Genomic DNA, 25,138 nt, shown 5'->3' on the forward strand with positions numbered 1-25,138 from the left:
AAGAGGCCTAGCCTCTTTAATTTTTTGCCTCATAGATAGCAATAAGTTTTTTTACCGATTCTTCTTCGTCAATGTTTAAAATATTAATGTCCACATCTCTTTTTTTATATTTTTTGTCATAATAGTTTTCGCAAAGTTTTGTTGCAACAATTTTCAAATTGCCGTCAATAATATGTCTTTGAAATTCTTCGATATTTTCTTTTGATATATAACCTTGCAGAAGTCGTAGGGAGTCGAGCAATTCTTTTTTATAATCCAACTTTCCATATTCTTCTACTAAGTTTGAAACTCTATGATCCAGTGGTGAGTCTACGCCAATGCAATAGGATTTTTTCATGTTTTGTATTAATTGCTTAGGTAAATACACATCACCTATTTTTGAAGATTCCCCTTCTATAAAAATCTTTTTGCCATCATATTTTAAAAATTCTTCCAGTAATAATGATTCAAACATCTTTTGTGAAGGCTGGGGCATTAACCCTACATGACCCAGATTTGATCCTCTGTGTCTAGCGAGGCCTTCAAGGTCTACAACTGGGTAGCCTTTATCCCTAAGTGAGTGTAATATTTTTGTTTTTCCACATCCTGTATTTCCCGTAAGAACTATTAGGGAACAAGCTTCACAAATTTTATTTAAATTTTCCCTAACATACTTCCTATAGCCCTTGTATCCACTTTCAAGTCGGTGGACTTTTATATCCATGGCATTTAAAAGACTTGCAAATGACTTCGATCTGTAGCCGCCCCTTTGGCAGTATAGCACGAGGTTGTTGTATTCGTGCTCATACTTTAAAATTTCTTCAACAAGGAAAGGAAGCCTTTTTGAAACATAGGACACAGCCTTTGACTTAGCAAGTTCCTTTGAATGTTTCACATAGGTTTCTCCAACTACGCTTCTCTCTTCATCATTTAATAGATATAGATTTACTGACCCAGGTATATGTTCACTTTCATATTCAATTGGTGAACGCAGGTCTATATAAATTGTATTTTCAAGTCTTCTACTGTCTTCATAACTAATATCCCAATTCGTAATACCACCTCCTCATGTGGTAAAATATAATTATAAGACTAAATTAGAAAAATGTACAGGTGATTAGATGAGTTATGTTGAAATGATAAATAATGTGAAGACCTATCAGGTAGGTAGCAATAAAATATATGCAAATAACGAGATAAGTTTTTCCATAGAGAAGGGAGAGTTTGCCATAATCGTTGGGCCTTCCGGAGCAGGAAAGTCCACGGTATTAAACATCCTTGGAGGCATGGACACCAATGACTCGGGACAAATTCTAATAGACGGAAAAGATATTTCAAAGTATGATCAAACTGAACTCACCCAGTATAGAAGAGATGATGTGGGTTTTGTTTTTCAATTTTATAATCTAATTCCAAACCTGACTACAAAGGAAAATGTGGAATTGGCATCACAAATTGTTTCTGATGCAGAGGATGCGGTGGAGGTTTTAAAGCAAGTTGGTCTAGAACATAGAATGGACAACTTCCCGGCACAGCTTTCTGGTGGAGAACAACAGAGGGTTGCAATTGCAAGGGCCCTTGCTAAAAAGCCGAAGTTACTTCTATGTGACGAGCCTACAGGGGCTCTAGACTATAGGACTGGAAAGTCCGTACTAAAGCTATTACAAAACACCTGTATCGAAACGGGAACAACCGTAATTTTAATTACTCACAATCAAGCCATAACTCCAATTGCGGATAGAGTTATAGAGATTAATGATGCGAAGGTTAGAGATATTATTATAAATGAAAATCCAAAATCCATAGATGAAATAGAGTGGTAGTATGAAAGCGATAAATAAAGACATTTTAAAAGAGGTTAAAGGGTCTAAGGGACGTTTTTTATCCATTTTAATTATGGTGACCATTGGTGTTTTAGTGTTTGTGGGCCTTAAGGTCACAGGGCCCATAATGATAAGACGTGGAGACCAGTTTCTAGAAGACACCAACATGGCGGATATAGTTGTAAAATCCAGCCTTGATATGGATAATGAGGATTTGGACATTATCAAGGGCTACGAAAACACCAAGGACTATGAAAAGACATTTGAAAAGGACTTTTATAACGGCAAAAAGGTTATGAGAGTTTCTTCTTTGAATGAAAAAATATCTAAGCCACTTCTTGTTGAAGGTAATTTACCCACAAAAGATGACGAAATTGTGCTAAATATAACCTCTAGAGAAAAATATAAAATTGGCGACAAGATAAAATTAAAAAAAGAAGAGTTAAACCCCTATGGATTTGAAGAGGGTGGAGAAGAATATATTCTTAAGAACTATGAGTACACAGTCACAGGTTTTGTTAAAACTCCAAAATACGTTGATACTGTGGATCTAGGTTCCACAAACCTTGGCGCCGGTGCAGTGGAGGAACTAGGTTTTATTTTAAGGGACAATTTTAACACTGACGAGTTTACATCGGTGGACATTGTTTTAAAGAATATTAATGATAGAGGGTTTGAAAGCGAAAGTTATAGCAACATATTAAAGAAGTCTCGAGCAGACCTGGAAAATCTTTTTATAGATAGACGTGCAGAGGTATACGAAAAACAGCGTACTGAAATAACTGACAAGATTAAAGACGGTGAAAAAGAGATACAGGACGCCAGGGACAAGATTAAAGAGGGCAGAGACAAGATAAATGACGGCTATAAAAAGCTTAACGAAGGTTACGACACATATGAAAAGCAAAAGGAAAAGTATGACAATGCCCTGGTTGAAAATAAAAAACAACTTGACGAAGCAAAGGAAAAATTAAATTCTGAAAGGCCAAAGCTTAGTAAGGGTAAGAAAGAACTTGACGATGCAAAGAAGAAGCTTGACGACGCAAAGGGTGAAATCGACAAGGGAAGGGCAGAACTTGGCAAGGCAAAGGCAGAATATGATGCAAATGTAAAAAAGGTTGAAGACGGATTTGCTCAAATAAATAGCAAAGAGAGCGAGATAAATAACGGCATTGCTCAAATAGACAGTGGAATATCGCAAATTCAAGAAGGGAAGAGCAAACTTCCAGAACTACAGTCAAAGCTTAGTCAGTCCAAGCAGTGGAAGAAGGACCTTGAAACGGGAATTGCAAATTTGAAAGCTGGTATATTACAGGTTACTCAGGAAATAGCAGAAGTTGATGCAAAAATAAATGCACTAGAGGCTAGCCTTGACCCAGAAAACCCTGATGAAGGGGTTAAAGCAAAAATTGAAGACCTTAAAGGGCAAAGAGATGCACTTGTGAAGCAAAAGGCTGACCTAGAGTCACAACTTCCAGGACTTGAAGCAAGACTTACTGAATTAAATAATGGAATTACACAGTTAGAATCTGCCATTTCAATGATTAGTGGTGGAGATGCAAAGATTGAAGAATTAAAATCAAAAAGAGCCCAAGCCGCCCTAGGACTTGAAAGGCTTAGGGAAGAGAGAGGAAAGCTTCAAAATGCAAAGGAAGAACTAGCTAAAGGGAAAAGTACTCTAGATGAAAAAGAGGCTGAGTTTAAAAAGGGCCTAAAGGAATATGAAGACAATCTAGCAAAATGGGAAAAAGAAAAGAAAAAATTTGATGATGGATACGGAAAATTTGAATCATCAGAAAAGATTTTAAACGACAATATAGCTCTTTATGAAAAGGGAAAGGCTGAAGGAAAAGCCCAGCTCGACGATGCACTAAGAAAGTTACAGTCTTCAGAAAAAGAGATTAAAGAAAATGAAAGAACTTTAGACGACAAAGAGAAAGAGGCTGAAGAAGAAATTTCAAAGGCACAAACAAAACTTGATGATGCCAGAAGATTTTTAAAAATACTTCTTGAACCACAGTTTAGTGTTGTAAGTAGAGATAGCGACGCTGTGCTTTACAACTTCTTTGACGAAGCCAGTCGCCTAGAGATTATAAGTAATGTATTTCCTGTGTTTTTCTTCTTTATTGCAATTTTGGTTTCCCTTACAACAATGACCAGAATGGTGGAAGAAGAGAGAATTCAAATTGGTACACTAAAGGCCCTTGGATATAGCAACCTAGACATCATAAAAAAATATTTCATATATGGTGGTCTAGCATCATTAGCAGGGTCCATACTTGGTGTTATTCTAGGCCATAAATTAATCTCGCCTATAATATTTTCTGCATATGCATCACATTATATCTTTGAAAGCGGAAACATTCCATACAATTTAAAATACTCCATGCTCTCAATTGCAATAGGAGTGCTATGTACCACATTTGCAGGAGTAATCGTCACTACAAATTCACTTAGGGAGAACGCGGCGTCACTACTTAGACCAAAACCTCCTAAGTCAGGAGTGAGAATACTTCTTGAAAGAGTTGGCTTTATATGGAAGAGACTTTCATTTATGCAAAAGGTTACAATGAGAAATCTTTTCCGTTATAAGAGAAGGATGTTAATGACCATAATAGGCATATCTGGATGTACGGGACTTATATTTATGGGATTTGGCATAAGGGATTCACTATCATCCGTTCTTGAAAAGCAATACAGTGAAATCTACAAATACGACACCATTGCAGTTTATAATGAGGACCTTAGTCCAAATGCATTTAAAGAATATAAAGAGCTTTTAAAAGATGACAAGAAGATAAAGAATTCCAAGTCAATCTATATCGACAACTTGTCAAGTGAAGCGAAAAAGGGTCCTGATCAACAGATAACCCTTATAGTTCCAGAAAATACAACGGACTTAAAGGACTTTATAAAACTTAGAGAGAGAAAGGGTGGAAACACCGTAAATCTAAAAAAAGACTCCGTTGTAATAAATGAAAAGCTTGCAAAGCTATACGACCTAAAAATTGGCGACGAAATAGATGTAAAGACAGAAAAGAATAAACATTATACGCTAAAGGTTGGAGGAATATCAGAACTTTACGCCGGCCACAATATGTATATGCCGAAGGACTATTACGAAAAGGTATTTGGGGAAGAGTTTGAAACCAATGCAGACCTTATAATTCTTCAAAGAGATAAAGATGGAAAATCCTCGGACTTAATTAGACAGATTAACGACAACAAGTCGGTGGTCTCCATTATAAATATAGAAAAGCACTCAAATATTTTTGATGCCCTAATCGGCTCACTGGACATGATAGTGTTCGTTATTATAACCTTCGCCTGCATACTTGCATTTGTGGTGTTATATAACTTGACCAATATAAATGTATCAGAGAGACTACGAGAGCTTTCCACCATAAAAGTTCTAGGCTTTTACGACAAAGAGGTCACAGCCTATATCTATAGAGAGACATTTCTTCTAACCATCCTTGGAATACTCCTTGGATATTTAATAGGCTATTTAATGCACAAAATTATAATAGAAAGACTTATTCCAGATAGCGCAATGCTAGATCCGAAATTACAAATATCAAACTTCCTATTGTCAGGAGCCATTACACTTCTATTTGCAGTAGTTGTAATGTTTGTAATCCACAATAAACTTAAGAAAGTTGATATGGTAGAGGCGTTAAAGGCAATAGAATAATTAAAATTTAATAGAAATAAAAGCCACTCCGCGGAGTGGCTTTTAATCTAGAAGCCTATTTCTTTTCCTTCATAGATGTATTCTAATATTTTCTTCATGTCTTCAAATTCAGTTTTTCTTGGATTAGATGATGTACAAGCGTCAGCTACAGCTTCCTTTGCAATTCCATCTAATTTTTCTCTAAATTCTTCTTCGATTATACCGAAGTCTTTTAAATTATTTTTAATATCGAATTTAACAGCGTTTATCTTTAAAATTTTTAGTTTTCTACTTCCTGGACAGTAAGTCCATTCTACATTAAAATAATAAATAGAAAGGAAATAGAAATGATAAAAGGTTTTTACGACAAATACATGTATACTCCAATGCCTGAGATGCATAATGAAATGATTCCAGTAACCGACGGATGTTCCTATGGCAAATGCATTTATTGTGACTTGAATATGGGCAAAAAGTTTCGCGTATTTGATTTAGAAGATATAAAAAAATATATAAGGAAAAGAGCGAGGTTCTACGAAGATAAGAGATTTACTCCAAATAAATTTACCCTTCTTGAAGGAAATCCACTTTGCCTTAAAACAGAATTTCTTGCAGAGATTTTGAAGGAGATAAAAGTGAATTTTCCAAATATGAAATATGTCTCCTGCTTTGCCCGTTCTGAAGATGTACTTAGAAAAACTAAAGAAGATTTAAAGTATTTAAAGAGCTTGGGACTGGATAGACTTTGCCTTGGCATAGAATCGGGAGATGATGAAGTTTTAAAATTTCACCATAAGGGAGTTACCACAGAGGAACAACTAAAGGCCATTAGAATGCTTGAAGAAGTGGGTATAGACTATTCATGCTATATTATGCTTGGCCTGGGAGGAAAAGAACGTTCAAGGGAACATATACTAAACACTGCAAAATTTTTAAATAAGACAAATCCATTTGAAATAGTAGTGGTAAACTTAGTGATTTTTTCAGGAGCAAATTTAGTTGATTATGTTAAAAGTGGAGAGTTTAAAAGAATTTCATTAAAAGAGCAGATAGAAGAGGAGATACTACTTCTAGAAAATTTAAAAATTCATACAATTTACAATGGAACCCATAAGACAAAAATACTTCCCCTTACAACGATGATTCCAGATAGAAAAGATGATTTGTTGAAACTATTAAGAGAGGAAGACAAAAAGACAAATAGAGAATTGTTAAAGGAAGAAAAAAAGAAATGGGGAGTATGGGATAAAGAATAGTGGAAAGTGAAACGAGATCGACATTTGACCTACTACGAAGACTTCGTCTTCTGTTAGGTCAAGAATACTTCGACTACAATTTTTACTTCGTAAAAATTTTCGCTCAAGATGACATAAGAGTGGATAATATTCCTAGGAAGAAGGAGTACAAAATACACTATGTGCCGTAGGCACAAGCAGGAAAGCCTTAGCTTTCCAACAACTTTTTAAAAGGGGTCTTGGGGATATCCCCAAGTCGTTGGGAGGTAAAGGGGGTTCTCAAGGGGGATAGGAACCGTACGAAACGGTGCCTTTTCCCCCTTGGTAGAATAAAAAGAAAACATATATTAGAAATAAATAGGTAGTAGGGCAAAGCCCTACAAAACAAACCCTGAAAGTTAAACTTTCGCAATTAAAAAGTGAGGGCATTCCCTCACTTCTTTAATTGCTTTGCTATTTCGTCTAGGATATTTTTTGTTTTTTCATCTAATGTTACCATGTTCTTTTGTTGATACTCTGGTTCTTTTACCTTCATTCTGGTCATTTGGTTTTTCAAATTGTTGTATTCTACCAACAGCTCTCTTGATGAAAGTCTTGTTCCACCACGACTAAGTATGGTCTGTTGTATAAGGCTGTCGTCGGTGGCAACTCTAATAACATCTCTTTTTCCTGTAAGATCCAATACTCTTTCTATGTATTGGTCGGCGGTTTCTTTTTGTTTTGTAAAGTAGACTGTAATGTTTTTACAAACTCTTTCGCCGATTGTTCTCTCTCCTGTGGCAAGGTAGGCGTCGAATACGAGATATACTTTTTCTTCCCCTAGGGACTGATATTCTGAAAGTATATTTATAAGCTCTTCTCTGGAAGCGTCAAGGCTAATATTGTCTTTTATGGCAATTAGTTTTGGCCATGCGTTTATAATGTTATATCCATCCACAAAGATGATTTTCTTTTTAGACATCTCTTTGCCTTAGGACTTCGTAGCAAACCACTGCACATGCATTTGATGCATTCAGTGAAGTTATCTTTCCACGCATAGGTATCTTGATTAAATCGTCGCAGTTTTTCTTTATCTGCATTGAAATTCCCTTGCCCTCGTTGCCGATAACTATTGCAATTGGTCCTGTTAAATTGGTTTTATTGTAATAACTTTTCGCATCGCCATCTGTTCCATAGACAAATATATTTTTTTCTTTTAGTTCATCAATGGTTCTATTTATATTTGTCACTTTGGCAACTTTCAAGTAGTTGCATGCTCCCGCTGATGATTTATAAACCGTAGAGTTGATGCTTGCAGATCTTCTCTTTGGAATAATCACACCATGCACTCCTGCGGTTTCACAGCTTCTTATTATTGCACCAAGGTTATGTGGGTCTTCGATTTCGTCCAGTATGACGATGAAGGGGTCTTCTTCTCTATTCTTTGCCTCGTTTAAAATATCTTCAACTGATGAGTATTCAAAAGAAGATATTGAAGCGATAACTCCTTGGTGAACTTCGCCTTTTGCCATATTGTCCAAGGTCTTTTTATCTACGGTCTTTATTATTACATTTTTATTTTTTGCCCTGCCAATTACTTTTTCAATTGAGCCTTTTAAATTGCCCTTTTGGATGTATAGCTCTTCAACTTTTCCTGTGTTCAAAGCTTCCAAACAGGCATTTCTTCCATATATTAATTCGTCCATTTTCTCTTCCTTACTTAGCTTCAAAATTCATTATCTCTAAATAGTTTTCGGTACTTTGTGAACCTTCAATTTTTTCTCCCGAACTAAGAACTATTGTTGGGATAAGATTTATTCCTTCTGATTTTGCTATTTTGCTATCTTCTAAAACTTTTTCTAAAAGTGTATCGTTTTTTAAAATATTTTCAACATCGCCGTTTAATTCTAATTTATTTAAAACTTCTTGTAGTACCTTTTCATCGTTTATATTTTTTGCTTCCACAAAGTAAGCTGTAAATATTTCGTATGCAAGGTCTAGATATTTTTCGTCATTTTCAAAGTTTTTCAAAAGCATATGTGCCTTTGTGGTGTTTAATTCATCTATTTTTAAAAAATCCACATCAAGTCCTTCACTCTTTAATGTATTTGTTGGTCCCATGGTCATTTGCATCGCTTTTTCCATGTTGACATTGTACTTTTTACTTAAACTTTCTATATAGTTAACATTTTCTTTTAATTTAGGACTTAATCTAAAGGATGAAAGTTTAAAACCTCCTAATTTACTGTCCTTTAAAGCCTCTTTCATTCTCTTGAGCCCGATTAAACAAAAAGGGCATGTAAAATCCATCCAAACTTTCATTTCTACCTCCTAATGTTCCTATTATATCATTCTTTTATTATTTTAAGGCATATTATACAATTATGTTGGAGGTAATTATGGAAAACGCAGTTATTTTACAAGGATTTGAATGGTACTTGCCGGACGATGGCAACCATTATAATAAATTAAAGGAAATGGCGGAACATCTTGCTGAAGTTGGATTTAATGCAATATGGCTTCCACCATTTTGCAAGGCCACTGGAACAAACGACGTAGGTTATGGAATTTACGATTTATATGACCTTGGTGAGTTCGACCAAAAGGGCAGTGTTAGGACCAAGTATGGCACTAAGGAAGAATTAAAGTCTTTAATAGACACTCTTCATGAAAAAGGCATTTTAGTTTATGGAGATATTATTTTAAATCACAAGGCAGCGGCGGACGAAGAGGAAGTCTTTAAAGCTATTCAAGTTGACGAAAACGATAGAAATAAAGAGATTGGAGAAGTACATGACATCAAAGCCTGGACCAAGTTTACATTTCCTGGACGAAAGGGAAAGTATTCTGAATTCACATGGTTTTTTGAACACTTTACCGGCGTGGACTACGACTCTTTAAATGATGTTAAGGGAGTTTTTAAAATTGTCGGCGATGGTAAGGGATGGGACTGGGGTGTGTCCAATGAAAAGGGCAACTTCGACTATCTTATGTTTGCAGATATTGACCACAATCATCCGGATGTTAGGAAAGAACTTTTCAATTGGGGCTATTGGATTATTGACGAACTGGGCCTTGATGGAATGAGGTTTGACGCCTTAAAACATATTGGAGACCAGTTTATTTTAGATTTTTGCAATCATATTAAGGCGAAGGAAGATTTAAAGGAAGGCTTTTATCTATTTGGCGAGTACTGGCTAAGTGACCCGGGCACGGTGAATGGGTATCTATATGACACCAAGTACGATATAGATTTATTTGACGTTGGGCTTCACTACAATATGGTGGAGGCATCAAAGAACGGCGACTACGATATTAGGCGTATCTTTGACAACAGCTTGGTAAAGGAACATCCTGGCCTCGCCGTTACATTTGTGGACAACCACGACTCACAACCGGGACAGGCACTGGAGTCCTTTGTGGATGATTGGTTCAAAAAGATTGCCTATGGAATAATTTTATTACAGAAGGATGGTTATCCTACAGTGTTTTGGGGCGACTACATGGGCATGGGAGAGCCTGTAAATTCAAATGGCCACAAAGACATGATTGAAAACCTTATGTATATTAGGCGAGAGTTTGCATATGGAGAGCAAGATATGTACTATGAGTCAGACAAGCTACTTGGCTTTGTAAGACATGGGGACGAAGAGCACAATAAGAAGCTTGCGGTACTAATATCCACTGGGGACATGGCCACCTTGAGGATGTTTGTAGGAGAAGAGGAAGCTGGAAAAATTTATAAGGAATATACTGGGGACAACTTAAATGAAGTAACCATTGACGACGAGGGCTTTGGTGAATTTGAAGTTGGCCCGGGAACTATAACTTGTTGGAGTGAGAAAGATGAATAAAAATAAAACTAGAAATATTACACATTACACCATGGAGGAGCTTCGTGAAGCAACACATAAGAAGCTTCATGACAGAGATGTTCATGTACAGGACATTGCAGACATCGTGTTTGAATTGCAAAAGGATTACTTTGAAGACCTAACACCGGAAGTTTGTAGGGAAAATGTTATGGCGGTGCTTTCAAAGAGGGAAGTTTGCCACGCCATATTAACAGGCATTGCCCTAGACGAAATGGCGGAGAAGAACTTACTTGAAGACCCCCTTCTTACAATTGTAAAAAATGATGAGGGGCTTTATGGAATTGACGAAATAATTCCCCTTTCAATTGTAAATATATATGGATCCATTGGTCTAACTAACTTTGGTTATCTGGACAAGGAAAAGCTTGGAATAATAAAGGACTTGGATGAAAATAAAAATCCGAAGACTGAAGTGAACACATTTATGGACGATATTGTGGCGGCACTGGCGGCGGCTGCAGCAAGTAGGCTTGCCCATGGCAGGAAATAATTTTTATGCAGTAAAGGTTGGAAGAAACCCCGGTGTGTATAGAACTTGGGATGAATGTAAAAAAGAGACTGCAGGTTTTAGTGGCGCCGTGTATAAGAAATTTAAGACCAGGGAAGAGGCTGAAAACTTTATTAGTGGTGAAAAGCCTTTAAATAAAGAAGTGGAGTGCCACCATGTTCCTGAGGACGAATTAGTTTCATACGTGGATGGCTCATACAATGTTAAGACTGGTGTATGTGGCTACGGCGTGGTGTTTTTATTAAAGTATGGAGTTAAAGAACATTTTGGCAGGGTAGAAAGGCCTGAGTATGCACAGTATAGAAATGTTACTGGTGAAATTTATGGAACAGTCTACGCCATAAAAAGTGCTATCGACATGGGCTTTAAAAAAATCCACATCCACTACGACTACGAGGGCATCAGTGCATGGGCACTGGGAAATTGGAAGACAAACAACGAACTAACTGCCTCATATAGCAGGGAGTTTCAAAGGCTTAGTAAGAATATAGATGTAAAATTTATAAAGGTAGAGGCCCATAAGGGCGTAAAATATAATGAACTGGCAGATAAATTAGCAAAAAAAGGTGCGGGAGTTAAATGAAAATATTAATTGTCGGTGCAGGAAAGCTTGGTGTTTACCTTGCCAGCTTTCTTGAAGAAAAGGGTCATGAAGTAGATATAATCGAAAATGACAAAGATAGATTAAGTCGTGTTTTAAAATACGATACATTTAATATAAGCCTTGGAGATGCAACGGAGACCAATGTGCTTGAAGAGTCTGGTATTGAAGATACCGATGTGTTCATAAGTACAACGGCCAATGGGGAAATGAACATGATACTTTGCCTTATGGCGAAAAAACTTGGGGCGAAGAAGACAATTTGTATTTGCGACAACGACAGATACCTGGATCATGTGGAGTTTATGGGAGAAATTTTAAACATAGATTTGATTATAAATCCAAAGCTTGAAACAGCCAGGTACATTCTTCGTGAAATCTATTCCCCTGAAGTCATAAGGGTGGACACCATCGACCACGGCAGGATGCGTATGGTTGAGATGAAGGTTAAAAAAGATGACGAGATGGCGTCTAAAAGTCTTTTAGAACTTTCCAACATACTACCAAAGCACATGCTTGTAGCAGGTATATCCAGGGATTCAAAGGTAATTATCCCTCGAGGTGATGACGTAATTTTAGAAGGAGATATAATTTATCTCATTTCAAATAACGACAACTTCATTAAGTTCTTCGGTAGGAGAAATGGAATTGAACCTGGGGAGACCTTCTTTATAATTGGTGGGGGACTTTTAACCTACTTCCTTGTGGAAAGGCTTGAAAGGTTTGGCCACCAAGTGAAGGTTTTAGAGAAAAATAAAAGATTATTAAACCTTTTAAGACGTGACTTCCCAAATTGTGAAGCGATTTACGACGAAGGCTTTGACATCAATGTGCTTGAAAAGGAAGATATTACAGACTATGAAAATCTAATCTTACTTTCAAAGACGGACGAAGTCAATATGACCCTTTCACAAATTGCAAAAAATATTGGGGTTAAGAGAGTCTATGCAAATATCTACAGTAAAAAAATTTTAGAGGACATTTCACAAAATTCCATTGACCTGGCCTTTTCAGAGCAGGATGTGGTTCTAAATATAATTAAAAACTTTATTGAGACCAACCAAAGTACAAAGGATTTAACCATAGACACTTTAAAGAACATCTCTAAATCAAAAATCAAGATAGAAGAGGTAGTGGTGGAAAAGGACAGTGAATATGTAAATAAATTAATTTCCGATATTTCCATTCCAAAGGAAAAACTTATTGCATTTGTGTCAAGGAAGAATAAAATATTGATTCCAAATGGAGACAATATTTTAAAACCTAAGGACGTGTTAATAATAATTTCCAAAAGATAAAAAAATAATGCAAGAAATTTAAATATCTTGTATAATTTCTTATGTAATCAATATTAGGAGGGGAGAAATGTCAGAAAAATTAACTAAGTTTTTTAACCTTAATGAAAAAAAGACAGATGTTCGTACTGAAATCATGGCAGGTATTACTACATTTATGACTGTGTCATACATACTTGTTGTAAATCCATCCATACTTTCAGATGCTGGAATGGACAGAGGTGCAGTGTTTACAGCAACCATACTTGCGTCAGTAATTGCAATTTTACTTATGGGGCTATATGCCAACATGCCATTTGTATTGGCGCCGGGCATGGGACTAAATGCATTCTTTACCTATTCCGTTGTACTTAAGATGGGAAAGAGCTGGCAGTTTGCACTAACGGCAGTATTTTTAGAAGGATTAATATTTATACTACTATCATTTTTCAAAGTTAGAGAAGCAATCTTTAGTTCCATACCACTTTCACTAAAGAAGTCGGTGTCAGTAGGTATTGGTATGTTTATTGCCCTAGTGGGACTTACTTCAGCAAACCTTATTGTTCAAGGTGACGGAGTTATACTTGCCCTTGGGGATATTTATTCCAAAGAGGCCATAGTTTTCTTCTTTGCATTTTTAGTTATGGGAATACTTTCCACAAGAAATGTAAAGGGGTCACTATTAATCGGTATAGTTTTATCCACAGTGCTTGCACTTATACTTGGAGTAACAAAGCTTCCTGAATCTGGAAGTATCTTTTCACTACCACCAAGCCTAAGTCCAATTGCATTTAAACTTGAACTGCACAATGTATTTACATGGGAGATGTTGATGGTTGTATTCACATTCCTGTTCGTAGATATATTCGACACAGTTGGAACACTTACTGGGGTTGCGGCAAAGGCGGATATGCTGGATGAAAATGGAGATTTGCCAGGTGTATCAAGGGCATTAATGGCAGACGCCATTGGAACAACATTTGGTGCACTACTTGGAACATCTACAATTACAACCTTTGTTGAATCTGCTTCTGGAGTTGCAGAAGGAGGAAGAACAGGCCTTACATCACTATCAGCAGGGGCACTATTCCTAGTTTCACTATTTTTATTCCCACTATTTTCAATTGTGCCACCGGCAGCAACATCAGCGGCACTTGTAATAGTTGGAGTGTTTATGATGAGTCCAATTTTAGATGTGGACTTAAATGACTATTCAGAAGCAATTCCATCATTTATAACAATCATAATGATGCCTTTTGGATATTCAATAGCTGAAGGTATCTGCTTCGGTATGATATCATATGTAATTTTAAAACTTGCAGGAGGAAAGAAGAAAGATGTTTCTCCTCTAATGGTAGTACTTGCCATAGTATTTTTAATAAAATTACTTGCACCAAAGATTTTTGGATAATAAAAGGGGGTTACCAATGGGTAGCCCCTATTTTTTAAAATATTTTTGTTTTATTAATCATTTCATTTTTCATTTCCCAAAGTTTTTGAGAAAGGTCCACGATGTAGATGTGTGGAAATTCAAAACGTTGAACTTCTTCCCAAAGTGTATTTACTTCTCTTTCCTTGTTCTTTTTAATATCTTCAAGGGAAGGTAGATTATAAACTAGCTTTCCGTTTTCAAAGATTGGAACTAAAAGTTTTTTTGCGTGGAAATTTGTTAAAGTCTTTCTCTTCCATGTGTGCACTGGATGAAATATTTCGATTTCATCGTCAGTTATCTCTTCTTCATGAAGACATACAAGATCTGCGATGGCCTTGTTGTCGTCATTGTCATAAAATCTATAAACCTGTTTAAAACCAGGAGTAGTTATCTTTTCAACATTTTCACTGATTTTTATCTTTGGAGATATGTTGCCATCTTCTTCCGTTGCAACAAGTTTATAAACGCCACCAAACACTGGATGGGACATGGATGTAATAAGTCTTTCACCAACGCCAAAGGAGTCCACCTTTGCGCCTTGGTCCAGCATATCCTTTATCTTAAATTCGTCTAGAGCTGAAGATGCAACTATTTTACAGTCTTCATATCCAGCTTCGTCAAGCATCTTTCTTGCCTTCTTAGATAGGTAAGCGATGTCGCCGCTGTCAAGTCTTATTCCCACAGGTCTTTTGCCCATTGGTTTTAAAACTTCGTCAAATACCTTTATTGCATTTGGTATGCCTGACTTCAAAGTGTCGTAGGTGTCCACGAGTAATGTAGTGTCGTCAGGGAAGGTTTCGGCGTAGGCTCTAAAGGCTTCATATTCGTTTTCAAACATCATAACCCATGAGTGGGCCATTGTACCAAGGGCTGGAACGCCATATAGCTTGTCGGCATATGCATTGGCACTTCCCACAACACCACCGATATATGCGGCCCTTGCACCAATTGTGGCAGCGTCTGCACCTTGGGCCCTTCTTGAACCAAACTCCATAACAGCACGTCCATCGGCGGACTTAACAATACGATTAGTCTTTGTGGCAATTAGAGTTTGATGGTTAATTAGTATTAGTGCCATGGTTTCAATCATCTGTGCTTGAATGGCAGGGCCTCTAACTATAAGAAGTGGTTCATTTGGAAATACCACAGTTCCCTCTTCCATTGCCCACACATCACATTCAAATTTAAAATTTTTCAAATAGTCGATAAATTCATCGGAGAAGATGTCCTTGCTCTTAAAATATTCAATGTCATCCTCTTCAAAATGTAAATTTTCAATATACTTTACAAACTGTTCAAGACCTGCGAAGATTGCAAAGCCTCCCTTGTCGGGAACAGATCTAAAATATAAATCAAAATAGGTTATATGTTCATGTACTTTTTCTTTTAGGTAACCATTTGCCATTGTAAACTCGTAGAAGTCTGCAAGTAGTGACAGGTTACGCTCCTCTTTCCAATTAATCATTTCGTCCTCCTTATGGGTATAGATATATTATACCCCTTTTATTAAAAGCTGTAAGGGGTATAATATAAGTAGTAACAATTATCAATGAAGGAAGGGTGATGCTTTGAAAAAGTTAAGTATAAGAGTAGAGGGAATGACATGTGAAGCATGTTCTGCGAGAATTGAAAAGGTACTTTCAAAAATGGAAGAAGTTGAAAGTGTAAATGTAAATTCTGTCACAGGACTTGCCACAGTGGAATTAAATTCGGAAGAAAATATAAATGAAATTCCACAAAAAATTGAAAAGGCAGGGTATGAAGTGCCTATGCAAACCGTAAAGCTAGATATTACAGGTATGAGCTGTGAGGCATGTGCCGCAAGAATAACAAAATTATTAAACAAGCTTCCCATTGAAGAAGCCGTTATAAATTCAATAACAAACTCTGGCGTGGTACGTTTTAAAAACGGCCTTGTAACGGAGGAAGAAATAATAAAGCAGGTTGAAAAGGCGGGATATGGTGCTACTGTTGTTAAAGATGAAGACAATGTTATAAATCGTGATGACAAAGAGCTAAAGGGATTAAAGAGAGATTTAATTATTTCTTTAATCTTCACCATACCACTTTTTTCTGCCATGTTTTTCCACATGGCGGGCATGCATATATTTTTATTAAATGGATGGGTGCAACTTGCCCTTGCAATTCCAGTGCAGTTTTACATTGGAAGAAGATTTTATAAAGGTGCCTTCAACTCCTTAAGAGGTGGGGGAGCCAACATGGACGTACTAATAGTCATGGGGACTTCTGCGGCGTTTTTCTTTTCACTATATCACACCATTATTGGATCAAGTGAACTCTATTACGAGTCCTCTGCGGTAATTATAACTTTAATACTCCTAGGAAAGTATTTTGAAAAGAGGGCAAAGACTAGAACCACCGATGCCATTAATAAGTTAATGGAGCTACAGGCAAAGACTGCGGTGGTGGAAAGAGATGGCGAAGTTATAGAGATTCCCATAGAAGAAGTTGTTGTGGGAGATATAATTGACGTTAGACCGGGAGAAAAAGTTGCAGTAGATGGAAAAATTATTTTTGGAGAAACCTCCATTGACGAGGCCATGGTAACTGGAGAGTCCATACCAAGGGAAAAGACAGTTGGCGATGAAGTTATTGGTGGAACCATAAATAAAAATGGTTTTATAAAGTTTGAAGCCACCAAGGTTGGTAAGGACACCATGCTTTCACAAATCGTAAAGCTAGTAGAAGAGGCGCAAGAACACAAGGCGCCGGTGCAAAGACTGGCAGATAAAATTGCGGGAGTTTTCGTACCATCCGTAATTGTAATTGCAATTTTAACCTTCGCCATTACTTGGTTTGTAAAAAAATCAATTGACCCTGCCATAATGCACGCAGTGGCAGTTCTAGTAATCGCCTGCCCATGTTCACTGGGCCTTGCCACACCAACGGCCATTATGGTTGGAACGGGACGTGGAGCAAACCTTGGAATACTAATAAAGTCCGGCGAGTACCTAGAGAGGGCATGTAAAATTGACTCGGTGGTATTCGACAAGACTGGAACACTAACGGAAGGAAAGCCTGTAGTAAAGTCTGTTGAAAATTATTCGCACATGAGTGAAGAAGAAATGCTTAAAATATTTTCATCATTGGAAAATGCATCACAACATCCACTGGGAGAAGCTGTGGTGAACTATTGTAAAGAAAATAAAATCGAAATGGTGGAAGTTTCAAACTTTGATTCACTTACTGGAATGGGAGTTTCTGGGCGTATTGATGGAGTTCTTTACTTTATTGGAAATAAAAAGTTAATGAACGAAAAAAATATTCCATACTCTGCTGAAGAAATAGAAAGATTGCAAGAAAAGGGTGAGACTCCACTAATGCTCTTTGATGAAAAGAGTCTTCTTGGAATAATCTCCGTTGCAGACGAAGTTAAGGAAAGCTCCAAAGAGGCCATAGATGGGCTTCATGAAATAGGCATAGAAACCTATATGATTACAGGAGACAGCAAGAGGGCGGCAAATGCAATTGCAAAGAGCCTACACATCGAAAGAGTCTATGCAGAAGTGCTGCCACAGGACAAGTCGGACAAGATAAAGGAAATAAAGAAGGAAGACAAAGTTGTTGCCATGGTGGGAGATGGAATAAACGACGCACCAGCACTGGCACAGGCAGATATTGGATTTGCCATTGGCACAGGTACCGACGTTGCCATAGAGGCCTCAGACATAACCATAATAAATGGAGATATAAACTCAGTTGTTAAGGCGATAGAACTTTCAAAGAGAACCATGAGAACCATAAAACAAAATCTATTTTGGGCATTCTTTTATAATGTAATCGGAATACCAATTGCAGCCCTAGGATTTTTAAATCCAATGATTGCCGGGGCAGCAATGGCATTTAGTTCTGTTTCAGTTGTAACCAATTCACTTAGATTAAAATCATTTAAATAGGAGGAATATATGGAAACATTATTAATCGTTGATGGAATGACTTGTTCACACTGTGAAGCTTCAGTGACAAAGGCGCTGGAAGAAGTTAAAGGTGTGGAGAAAGTAGATGTGGATCTTTCCACAAAAGAGGTTAAAGTAACTCATAATGATGTATCAAATGAGAAACTAAAAGAGGCAGTGGAAGACATTGGCTTTGACGTTTCAGAAATAAAATAAATGTGGGGAAGTGAAATACTTCCCTATTTTTTATAAAAATACTTGACATATGCTTTAAAATTTGATGTAATATTATGTTTACCAAACTTGATTTATATATTATAATGATAGTAGAGGTGAAAAAATGTTTGAAATAGGTGACAAAATAGTCTATCCAATGCATGGTGCTGGAGTTATAGTTGAAAAGACACTTAAGACCATACTGGGCGTGGAAAAAGAATATTATATTCTTTCAATTCCTGTTGGAGAAATTAAAATATCTGTACCAATAGACAAGATTAACGACATGGGAATACGAACAATTGTAGACGAGTCTGAAATCGAAGACATTCTAAGTACGTTGAAGTTAGAAGATGTTGAAATCAATTCTAATTGGAATGCAAGATATAGAGAAAACTTAGAAAAACTTCGTCTGGGAGAACTTAAAGGCATTGCAGAAGTATTTAGAGATTTATACACTCTCGATTTGGACAGAGGACTATCAATGGCAGAAAAGAAACTTTTACACAGTTCAAAGAAGATGCTAATTTCAGAACTTTCAGTTGTGGAAGGGAAGAAGGTAGCAGAAGTTGAAAAAAATTTAGAGAACCTATTTAAAAATGAAAACAAATAGAAGGAGGTGCTACTTTGGCTAAAAGAGTAGTCAATGTACTAATGACTCTCTTAGGGGCGATTTTTGGTTTTACCATAGTCTACTTAATTGACAAGACAAAGGTTGTTTCAGGGTTACCCACCTACTGGAGAATTGGCATATATGCTATAGGAATTATACTTTTTGCTATTATTTTTTATAAATTCTTTCCAAAGATGCTACAAGGATTGGAAAAATCTGCGGAAAGAGCTTCGACATATATGAAAGGACTCTCCGTTCAGGAACTTATTAGCACAGCAGTGGGAACGATTTTAGGAATTTTCGTGGCGTTTTTAATCTCCATGTTAATTATCCAAATCAAATTACCTGTTGTTGGTAATGTTCCATTTATTATACTTTCAATAATAATTTACATTACCCTGGGCTACATTGGAATGAGACTTGGTATGCAGTGGTTCAAAGAAACGGGAAGTATTTTTGAAAAGATTAAGGCGGGCATAGACAGACCGGCAAAGGAAACGGCAGACGGCCTTATAAAAATACTTGATACCTCTGTAATCATTGACGGTAGAATCAAAGACATAATAGACACTGGATTTTTAGATGGAAAGATTGTAATACCAATATTTGTATTGGAAGAGCTACAACATATTGCAGATTCTGACAACGACTTGAGAAGAAAGAAGGGGCGAAGAGGCTTAGACATTCTTCGTATGATCCAAAACGAATCAAGTCTACCGGTGGAAGTGTCCCATAAGAGATATCGTGAAATTAAGGAAGTTGATTCAAAACTTCTACAGATGGCAATTGACGTTGGTGGAAAACTTGTAACCAACGACTACAACCTAAACAAGGTTGCAGCAGTTAGAAATGTTCAAGTATTAAACATAAACGAACTGGCAAATGCAATGAAGTCCATAGTTATACCTGGGGAACAGATGACGGTTACCATAATCAAAGACGGTAAGGAGTCCAATCAAGGTATTGCATACCTAATAGACGGCACCATGGTGGTGGTGGAAGATGGTAAGAAATACATTGGGCAAACTGTGGATGCAACTGTTACATCAGTTCTTCAAACTGCAGCGGGCAAGATGATATTTGTAAGAATTAACTAGGACCTTTTGGGTCCTTTTTAATATTGAGGAGGAGACATGTTAACAGAAAAAAATATTTCGAGATTTTTATTTCTCGTTGGAATTTTGATTTTAATTATTTCTTTTGTATTTAAAGATGCGAAACTTTCTTTTTTAGGCGGAATTAGACCCATAGGACTTGCAACGGTAATTATCTGTCCAATCCTTGGAGTAATAGGTCTATTATGTGCAAGGAGTCAAAGGGACTATGCATTTATGTTTCTAAATTTTCTACTTATAATTTCATTTTTCATAATTATGTCAATTGGATACATGATTGCGGGAGCATAGGTAGATATATGGTATAATTTTCATATGGACGATAAGATTTTAAATAAAGGCATCTCCGTTATTATTACTGCTGCCGGTAGCGGCACGAGAATGGGAACGGAGCTTCCAAAACAATTTTTAAAACTTAATAATCGAGAGATAATTCATAGAACTGTTGGAAAATTTTTCCACCTTTCCTTTGTAAGGGAAATCATAATAGTTGTTTCAGAAGGGGAAATTGAAAGATGTTCTGAAATATTGAAGGAATACTCATCAAAACTAAAATTTGCAAAGGGTGGAGACACAAGAGAAGAGTCTACCTTTAACGGGCTAAGTCAGGTGTCAAAGACTTCAGAAATCGTAATTACCCATGACGGCGTAAGGCCATTTGTAAAGACGGACACCATAATTGGTGCATTAAAAGAAGTTAAGGAAAACGAAGCTGTGGTGGTATGCGTTCCCATGAAGGACACCATAAAAAATGCAAAGGCGGGCTACATTGCATACACGCCCAATAGGGAAGAGCTTTACAACGCCCAAACGCCACAGATTTTTTATAAGGACTCCCTAGTAAAGGGATATGAAAAAGCCTTTAAAGAAAATATAAAAGTTACCGACGACTCCTCATTAATGGAAGTTATTGGACAAAAGGTAAAAATATATATTGGAGAATACGACAATATTAAGATTACAACTAAGGAAGATTTAATCATTGGAGAAATTCTTGCAAAGATGGAGGACGAAAATTGAGAATTGGATTTGGATACGATGTTCATAAACTTGTGGAAGGAAGAGACTTAATCCTTGGAGGGAAAAAAATAGAATTTGAAAAGGGACTTCTTGGCCACTCAGATGCAGATGTGTTGGTACATGCTATAATGGACGGCATACTTGGGGCGCTTTCAATGGGAGATATTGGAAAGTTATTCCCCGACACGGACATGGAGTATAAGGACATAGACTCTATGATACTTTTAAAGAGAGTATTTAAAGTTATGGACAAAGAGGGATATAAAATAGGAAATATCGACTCCACCATTGCATGCGAAATGCCAAAGATATCTCCACATACCATTAATATGAGAGAAAATATTGCGAAAGTTTTAAACACGGATGTGAAAAATATTTCCATAAAGGCAAGTACAACAGAGAAGATGGGCTTCGAAGGAAGAGGCGAAGGCATAACTTGCTATGCGGCGGTGCTATTAGAAGAAAAAGTTGAACATCAATATAAATAGTGTTATAATTTAATAACGAATTGAATATTACTTATTAAGAGTGGTGGAGGGAAAGGCCCTGTGAAACCCGGCAACCTATTAAATTAGGTGCTAAATCCTGCAGTTTATCTGAAAAATAAGATTTTAGAACCTTGCTTTTCAGCGAGGTTTTTTTTATGAAGGAGGAAAAATGACAAAAAAATTATTCACATCAGAATCAGTAACAGAAGGTCATCCAGATAAGATTTGCGATCAAATTTCAGATGCAATACTGGATTCAATATTAGAAAATGACGAAAACGCTCGTGTTGCCTGCGAAACCCTGACAACAACAGGAGCGGTAATAGTAGCTGGAGAAATTTCCACAAACACATATGTGGACATACCGTCAATAGTTAGAGAAACAGTTAGAGAAATCGGTTATGACAGAGGTAAGTATGGATTCGACTGCGATACCTGTGCAGTATTCACTTCAATAAATGAACAGTCAAAAGACATTGCCCTTGGCGTTGACAACTCCATGGAAGCAAAAGAGGGAGACGAAGACAAATTCGATAAAATCGGAGCGGGAGACCAAGGTATGGTGTTTGGTTACGCTTGTAACGAAACAAAAGAATTAATTCCACTTCCACTTTCACTTTCACACAAGCTTTGCAAAAACCTTACAAAACTTAGAAAAGACAAAGTATTAGACTATTTAAGACCAGATGGCAAGTCTCAAGTTACAGTGGAATACGAAAATGGAAAACCAACAAGAGTAGACGCAGTAGTAGTATCATCACAACATGATCCTAATGTAACAACAGAGGACTTAAGAAAAGACATTAAAGAAAAATTAATATTAAAGACAATTCCACAAGAACTTATAGATGAAAACACAAAATTCTACATCAACCCAACAGGTAGATTCGAAATCGGTGGACCAATGGGAGATGCAGGACTAACAGGAAGAAAGATTATCGTTGACACATACGGTGGCTTCTCAAAACATGGTGGTGGAGCATTCTCTGGTAAAGACCCAACAAAGGTAGATAGATCCGGTGCGTACATGGCAAGATACATCGCTAAAAACCTTGTTGCATCAGGACTATGCGAAAAGGCAGAAGTGGGCCTTGCATATGCAATTGGAGTTGCAAAACCAGTTTCAATATTTGTAGATAGCTTCGAAACAGGAAAGGTATCGGACGAAAAACTAGCAGAAATAATTAGAGATAACTTTGATACAAGACCGGCGGCAATAATAGAAAACCTAAATCTAAGAAGACCAATTTACAAAAAGACTGCAAGCTACGGCCACTTCGGCAGAGATGACGAAGGCTTCCCATGGGAAGAAGTAGACAAGGCAGAGGAATTGAAAAAATATTTATAATAGGGGTGCGAAGGCACTCCTTTTCTTGTGGTGAAACATTTTTTGTGACAGATTAAAAAATAATTCAAAATTTTTCGCAAAAACTTTTATTAAACTTCCCCTTCACCTGCTTCTTTCGTTGATTTTTATCAATTTTCACTTTATAATCAAATAAGAATAAGTATTAAGGAGATATTATGTGCGGTTACGTTGGAATATATAAAAATAATTCATATACAGAGGAAGATGATGAATTTCTAAAAGTTATGTCTCAAGAAATCGAGCACAGAGGCCCGGACTCTGATGGATATTTTTCTGATGACAGTCTTGGCTTTGGCTTTAGAAGGCTTGCCTTTTTGGATTTAACTCCAAATGGAAGGCAACCTCTATTTACTGATGACAAGAAGAAGGTAATTTGTTTTAATGGAGAAATTTATAATCATGATGAAATAAGACAAGAGCTTATTAAGGAAGGTTATACTTTCCACACCAAGACTGATACGGAAGTCCTATTAAAGGGATACGACAGATATAAAGAAGGTGTTTTAGACAAATTAAGGGGCATGTTTGCTTTTTCTGTGTGGGACTTGGAGGAGAAGGAACTTTTTATTGCAAGGGACTTCTTTGGAATTAAGCCAATGTACTATACTCAAAACACTAAGGACGGTTCCCTTTTATTTGGTTCTGAGATAAAGGCCTTTTTAAAAAATCCAAATTTTAATAAGGAATTTAATGAAAAGGCATTAAAACCTTTCTTGACCAATGAATACTCTGCCTATGAAGAAACTTTCTTTAAAGGTGTTTATAAACTTGAAGCTGGTCACTACCTAAAGATTAAGGATGGCAACATGGAAAAGGTTCAGTATTTTAAACCTGACATAAAGCCAACTAACAAGTCTTTGGACGAGTATGTGGAAGATGTTGAAAATGTGGTTAAAGAAACTGTTGAACTATATAAGAGAAGCCATTCTCCTCTTGGATGTTTCCTATCCGGTGGTGTTGACTCTTCATATATCTTTTCACTGGCTCAAACTGACGAGACTTTCAGTGTAGGATTTAAGGATTATGACAAGGACTATAACGAAACTGATTTGGCAAAGGAACTTTCTGAGATAAATGGAAAGAAAAATTACAAGGTTTTAATTGATGCGGATGACTGTTTTGATGCTCTTCCACAAATTCAATACTACATGGACGAGCCTCATGCAAATCTTTCTGCAGTTCCAATGTTCTTTTTGTCAAAACTTGCAAGGGAACATGTAAAGGGTGTGCTTTCTGGAGAAGGTGCGGACGAATTTTTCGGTGGCTACTTCAGTTATGGTGAAACTGCAAATATGCATAAGTATAGAAAATTACCATTTGGATTAAGACATTTCTTAAGAAATAGAGCCATTAATATGAAAAATGGTAGAGTTAGAAGATTTTTAATTAAAGGCGGATCTGAGTTACATGAAGAGTTTATAGGTCAAGCAAAGGTGTTTGAACCAGAACATGCAGACGCAATTTTAAAACCTGAGTACAGAGATGCTCAAAATCCATTTGATGTGGCAAAGAGATTTTACAAAAGCGTTCAAGGCAAGACTAAATTACAAAAGATGCAACTACTTGATATGAAGTATTGGCTTCCAGGAAATATTCTTTTAAAGGGAGACAAGATGAGTTCATGTTCAAGTCTTGAAGTTAGAACTCCATTCCTAGATCCAAAGGTTTATGAAGTGGCTTCGTCAATTCCTGACAAGTACAAGATAGACGGAGACGACTTTAAGATTGCACTTAGAAAAGCTGCGGAAAAAGTTATGCCACCGGACTGGTCCAATAGAAAGAAAGTTGGTTTTCCTGTACCAATTAGATATTGGTTAAGACAGGACAAGTACTACAACATGGTTAAGGAAGAGATTACTTCCGATGTGGCAAAGAAATTTTTTGACACCGACGCCCTTGTGAAGTTACTTGATGACCACTACCATGAAAGGGCAATGAACCAAAGATATATTTGGACTGTTTATGCTTTCTTGATTTGGTATAGAGAATATTTTATTAATAGATAGGGCATGTGCAAACAT

General features: G+C 36.7%; 23 protein-coding genes and 1 riboswitch. Of the genes, 17 read left to right on the forward strand and 6 right to left on the reverse strand.

Going from position 1 to position 25,138, the window contains the following annotated elements; translation table 11 throughout:
* Positions 1-16: 16 nt before the first annotated feature.
* Positions 17-1,036: a tRNA 2-selenouridine(34) synthase MnmH gene (gene mnmH / locus L6651_RS07635; protein ID WP_331473722.1), complete on the reverse strand. Its 1,020-nt coding sequence runs from the start codon at positions 1,034-1,036 to the stop codon at positions 17-19.
* Between the two features lie 64 nt (positions 1,037-1,100).
* Between mnmH and L6651_RS07640 the strand changes: the two genes are divergently transcribed.
* Complete coding sequence (locus L6651_RS07640; RefSeq protein WP_237037348.1) at positions 1,101-1,802, forward strand: ABC transporter ATP-binding protein; 702 nt, start codon at positions 1,101-1,103, stop codon at positions 1,800-1,802.
* A gap of 1 nt (position 1,803) precedes the next feature.
* Positions 1,804-5,496, forward strand: coding sequence for an FtsX-like permease family protein (locus L6651_RS07645; protein WP_237037349.1), 3,693 nt, complete (start codon positions 1,804-1,806; stop codon positions 5,494-5,496).
* A gap of 47 nt (positions 5,497-5,543) precedes the next feature.
* Here the strand turns inward: L6651_RS07645 and L6651_RS07650 are convergent, their stop codons facing one another.
* Positions 5,544-5,876, reverse strand: a complete 333-nt coding sequence (locus L6651_RS07650; RefSeq protein WP_237037350.1) for a hypothetical protein — start codon at positions 5,874-5,876, stop codon at positions 5,544-5,546.
* On the opposite strand from L6651_RS07650, the gene L6651_RS07655 reads away from it, so the two are divergent.
* Entirely contained in the window at positions 5,823-6,731 is a 909-nt protein-coding gene (locus L6651_RS07655; RefSeq protein WP_237037351.1) for a radical SAM protein, read from the forward strand. The two genes, L6651_RS07650 and L6651_RS07655, sit on opposite strands and share 54 nt — an antisense overlap.
* Positions 6,732-7,143: 412 nt before the next feature.
* On the opposite strand, the gene L6651_RS07660 is transcribed toward L6651_RS07655, so the two are convergent.
* The 3 genes from L6651_RS07660 to L6651_RS07670 are packed head-to-tail and all read right to left on the reverse strand — an operon-like array spanning position 7,144 to position 9,011.
* Positions 7,144-7,671, reverse strand: coding sequence for an NYN domain-containing protein (locus tag L6651_RS07660; protein ID WP_237037352.1), 528 nt, complete (start codon positions 7,669-7,671; stop codon positions 7,144-7,146).
* Positions 7,664-8,395: a 23S rRNA (guanosine(2251)-2'-O)-methyltransferase RlmB gene (gene rlmB / locus L6651_RS07665; protein ID WP_237037353.1), complete on the reverse strand. Its 732-nt coding sequence runs from the start codon at positions 8,393-8,395 to the stop codon at positions 7,664-7,666. Before rlmB ends, L6651_RS07660 begins: the two co-directional genes overlap by 8 nt.
* A gap of 10 nt (positions 8,396-8,405) precedes the next feature.
* Positions 8,406-9,011, reverse strand: a complete 606-nt coding sequence (locus L6651_RS07670) for a DsbA family protein (RefSeq protein ID WP_237037354.1) — start codon at positions 9,009-9,011, stop codon at positions 8,406-8,408.
* A gap of 77 nt (positions 9,012-9,088) precedes the next feature.
* On the opposite strand from L6651_RS07670, the gene L6651_RS07675 reads away from it, so the two are divergent.
* The 5 genes from L6651_RS07675 to L6651_RS07695 all read left to right on the forward strand — a co-directional run bounded on the left by L6651_RS07675 (position 9,089) and on the right by L6651_RS07695 (position 14,358).
* Complete coding sequence (locus L6651_RS07675) at positions 9,089-10,543, forward strand: alpha-amylase (RefSeq protein ID WP_237037355.1); 1,455 nt, start codon at positions 9,089-9,091, stop codon at positions 10,541-10,543.
* Entirely contained in the window at positions 10,536-11,054 is a 519-nt protein-coding gene (locus L6651_RS07680; protein ID WP_237037356.1) for a phosphatidylglycerophosphatase A family protein, read from the forward strand. The genes L6651_RS07675 and L6651_RS07680 overlap by 8 nt, the downstream gene beginning before the upstream one ends.
* Positions 11,041-11,655 (forward strand): ribonuclease H1 domain-containing protein, encoded by a 615-nt coding sequence (locus L6651_RS07685; RefSeq protein ID WP_237037357.1) that lies wholly within the window; start codon positions 11,041-11,043, stop codon positions 11,653-11,655. Before L6651_RS07680 ends, L6651_RS07685 begins: the two co-directional genes overlap by 14 nt.
* Positions 11,652-12,971 (forward strand): Trk system potassium transporter TrkA, encoded by a 1,320-nt coding sequence (gene trkA / locus L6651_RS07690; RefSeq protein ID WP_237037358.1) that lies wholly within the window; start codon positions 11,652-11,654, stop codon positions 12,969-12,971. Before L6651_RS07685 ends, trkA begins: the two co-directional genes overlap by 4 nt.
* Positions 12,972-13,038: 67 nt before the next feature.
* Positions 13,039-14,358 (forward strand): NCS2 family permease, encoded by a 1,320-nt coding sequence (locus L6651_RS07695; protein WP_237037359.1) that lies wholly within the window; start codon positions 13,039-13,041, stop codon positions 14,356-14,358.
* A gap of 34 nt (positions 14,359-14,392) precedes the next feature.
* Here the strand turns inward: L6651_RS07695 and L6651_RS07700 are convergent, their stop codons facing one another.
* Positions 14,393-15,844 (reverse strand): nicotinate phosphoribosyltransferase, encoded by a 1,452-nt coding sequence (locus tag L6651_RS07700; protein WP_237037360.1) that lies wholly within the window; start codon positions 15,842-15,844, stop codon positions 14,393-14,395.
* 103 nt (positions 15,845-15,947) lie between these two features.
* Between L6651_RS07700 and L6651_RS07705 the strand changes: the two genes are divergently transcribed.
* The 9 genes from L6651_RS07705 (at position 15,948) to asnB (ending at position 25,123) form a co-directional block, all read left to right on the forward strand.
* On the forward strand, positions 15,948-18,296 hold the full coding sequence (locus L6651_RS07705) for a heavy metal translocating P-type ATPase (protein WP_237037361.1): 2,349 nt from the start codon (positions 15,948-15,950) through the stop codon (positions 18,294-18,296).
* 9 nt (positions 18,297-18,305) lie between these two features.
* Complete coding sequence (locus L6651_RS07710; protein WP_237037362.1) at positions 18,306-18,512, forward strand: heavy-metal-associated domain-containing protein; 207 nt, start codon at positions 18,306-18,308, stop codon at positions 18,510-18,512.
* Between the two features lie 124 nt (positions 18,513-18,636).
* Positions 18,637-19,125 carry a CarD family transcriptional regulator gene (locus tag L6651_RS07715; RefSeq protein ID WP_237037363.1) on the forward strand — a complete coding sequence of 163 codons (489 nt, stop codon included), beginning with the start codon at positions 18,637-18,639 and terminating at the stop codon, positions 19,123-19,125.
* A gap of 14 nt (positions 19,126-19,139) precedes the next feature.
* Positions 19,140-20,222: a PIN/TRAM domain-containing protein gene (locus tag L6651_RS07720; protein WP_237037364.1), complete on the forward strand. Its 1,083-nt coding sequence runs from the start codon at positions 19,140-19,142 to the stop codon at positions 20,220-20,222.
* A gap of 36 nt (positions 20,223-20,258) precedes the next feature.
* Complete coding sequence (locus L6651_RS07725) at positions 20,259-20,531, forward strand: hypothetical protein (RefSeq protein ID WP_237037365.1); 273 nt, start codon at positions 20,259-20,261, stop codon at positions 20,529-20,531.
* A 24-nt stretch (positions 20,532-20,555) separates the two neighbouring features.
* A complete protein-coding gene (gene ispD / locus L6651_RS07730; RefSeq protein ID WP_237037366.1) occupies positions 20,556-21,260 on the forward strand; it encodes a 2-C-methyl-D-erythritol 4-phosphate cytidylyltransferase in 705 nt (234 codons plus the stop codon).
* A complete protein-coding gene (gene ispF, locus L6651_RS07735) occupies positions 21,257-21,748 on the forward strand; it encodes a 2-C-methyl-D-erythritol 2,4-cyclodiphosphate synthase (protein WP_237037367.1) in 492 nt (163 codons plus the stop codon). Before ispD ends, ispF begins: the two co-directional genes overlap by 4 nt.
* A gap of 28 nt (positions 21,749-21,776) precedes the next feature.
* Positions 21,777-21,870: riboswitch (SAM riboswitch) on the forward strand.
* Positions 21,871-21,917: 47 nt separating this feature from the next.
* Positions 21,918-23,096 (forward strand): methionine adenosyltransferase, encoded by a 1,179-nt coding sequence (gene metK / locus L6651_RS07740; protein ID WP_237037368.1) that lies wholly within the window; start codon positions 21,918-21,920, stop codon positions 23,094-23,096.
* Positions 23,097-23,272: 176 nt separating this feature from the next.
* Positions 23,273-25,123 carry an asparagine synthase (glutamine-hydrolyzing) gene (gene asnB, locus L6651_RS07745; RefSeq protein ID WP_237037369.1) on the forward strand — a complete coding sequence of 617 codons (1,851 nt, stop codon included), beginning with the start codon at positions 23,273-23,275 and terminating at the stop codon, positions 25,121-25,123.
* The last annotated feature ends 15 nt before the right edge of the window (positions 25,124-25,138 follow it).

Origin of the sequence: Mediannikoviicoccus vaginalis (genome assembly GCF_928097925.1) — a bacterium.
GTDB classification, from domain to species: Bacteria; Bacillota; Clostridia; order Tissierellales; family Peptoniphilaceae; genus Mediannikoviicoccus; species Mediannikoviicoccus vaginalis.

Excerpts from the sequence above, each read along its gene's own strand:
- L6651_RS07715 (WP_237037363.1), top strand. The coding sequence starts at position 18,637 with ATGTTTGAAATAGGTGACAAAATAGTCTATCCAATGCATGGTGCTGGA.
- metK (WP_237037368.1), top strand. The coding sequence starts at position 21,918 with ATGACAAAAAAATTATTCACATCAGAATCAGTAACAGAAGGTCATCCA.
- ispD (WP_237037366.1), top strand. The coding sequence starts at position 20,556 with ATGGACGATAAGATTTTAAATAAAGGCATCTCCGTTATTATTACTGCT.
- asnB (WP_237037369.1), top strand. The coding sequence starts at position 23,273 with ATGTGCGGTTACGTTGGAATATATAAAAATAATTCATATACAGAGGAA.
- L6651_RS07710 (WP_237037362.1), top strand. The coding sequence starts at position 18,306 with ATGGAAACATTATTAATCGTTGATGGAATGACTTGTTCACACTGTGAA.
- L6651_RS07675 (WP_237037355.1), top strand. The coding sequence starts at position 9,089 with ATGGAAAACGCAGTTATTTTACAAGGATTTGAATGGTACTTGCCGGAC.
- L6651_RS07695 (WP_237037359.1), top strand. The coding sequence starts at position 13,039 with ATGTCAGAAAAATTAACTAAGTTTTTTAACCTTAATGAAAAAAAGACA.
- rlmB (WP_237037353.1), bottom strand. The coding sequence starts at position 8,395 with ATGGACGAATTAATATATGGAAGAAATGCCTGTTTGGAAGCTTTGAAC.
- L6651_RS07640 (WP_237037348.1), top strand. The coding sequence starts at position 1,101 with ATGAGTTATGTTGAAATGATAAATAATGTGAAGACCTATCAGGTAGGT.
- L6651_RS07700 (WP_237037360.1), bottom strand. The coding sequence starts at position 15,844 with ATGATTAATTGGAAAGAGGAGCGTAACCTGTCACTACTTGCAGACTTC.
- trkA (WP_237037358.1), top strand. The coding sequence starts at position 11,652 with ATGAAAATATTAATTGTCGGTGCAGGAAAGCTTGGTGTTTACCTTGCC.
- L6651_RS07645 (WP_237037349.1), top strand. The coding sequence starts at position 1,804 with ATGAAAGCGATAAATAAAGACATTTTAAAAGAGGTTAAAGGGTCTAAG.
- L6651_RS07655 (WP_237037351.1), top strand. The coding sequence starts at position 5,823 with ATGATAAAAGGTTTTTACGACAAATACATGTATACTCCAATGCCTGAG.
- L6651_RS07650 (WP_237037350.1), bottom strand. The coding sequence starts at position 5,876 with ATGCATCTCAGGCATTGGAGTATACATGTATTTGTCGTAAAAACCTTT.
- L6651_RS07660 (WP_237037352.1), bottom strand. The coding sequence starts at position 7,671 with ATGTCTAAAAAGAAAATCATCTTTGTGGATGGATATAACATTATAAAC.
- L6651_RS07685 (WP_237037357.1), top strand. The coding sequence starts at position 11,041 with ATGGCAGGAAATAATTTTTATGCAGTAAAGGTTGGAAGAAACCCCGGT.
- L6651_RS07670 (WP_237037354.1), bottom strand. The coding sequence starts at position 9,011 with ATGAAAGTTTGGATGGATTTTACATGCCCTTTTTGTTTAATCGGGCTC.
- L6651_RS07680 (WP_237037356.1), top strand. The coding sequence starts at position 10,536 with ATGAATAAAAATAAAACTAGAAATATTACACATTACACCATGGAGGAG.
- L6651_RS07725 (WP_237037365.1), top strand. The coding sequence starts at position 20,259 with ATGTTAACAGAAAAAAATATTTCGAGATTTTTATTTCTCGTTGGAATT.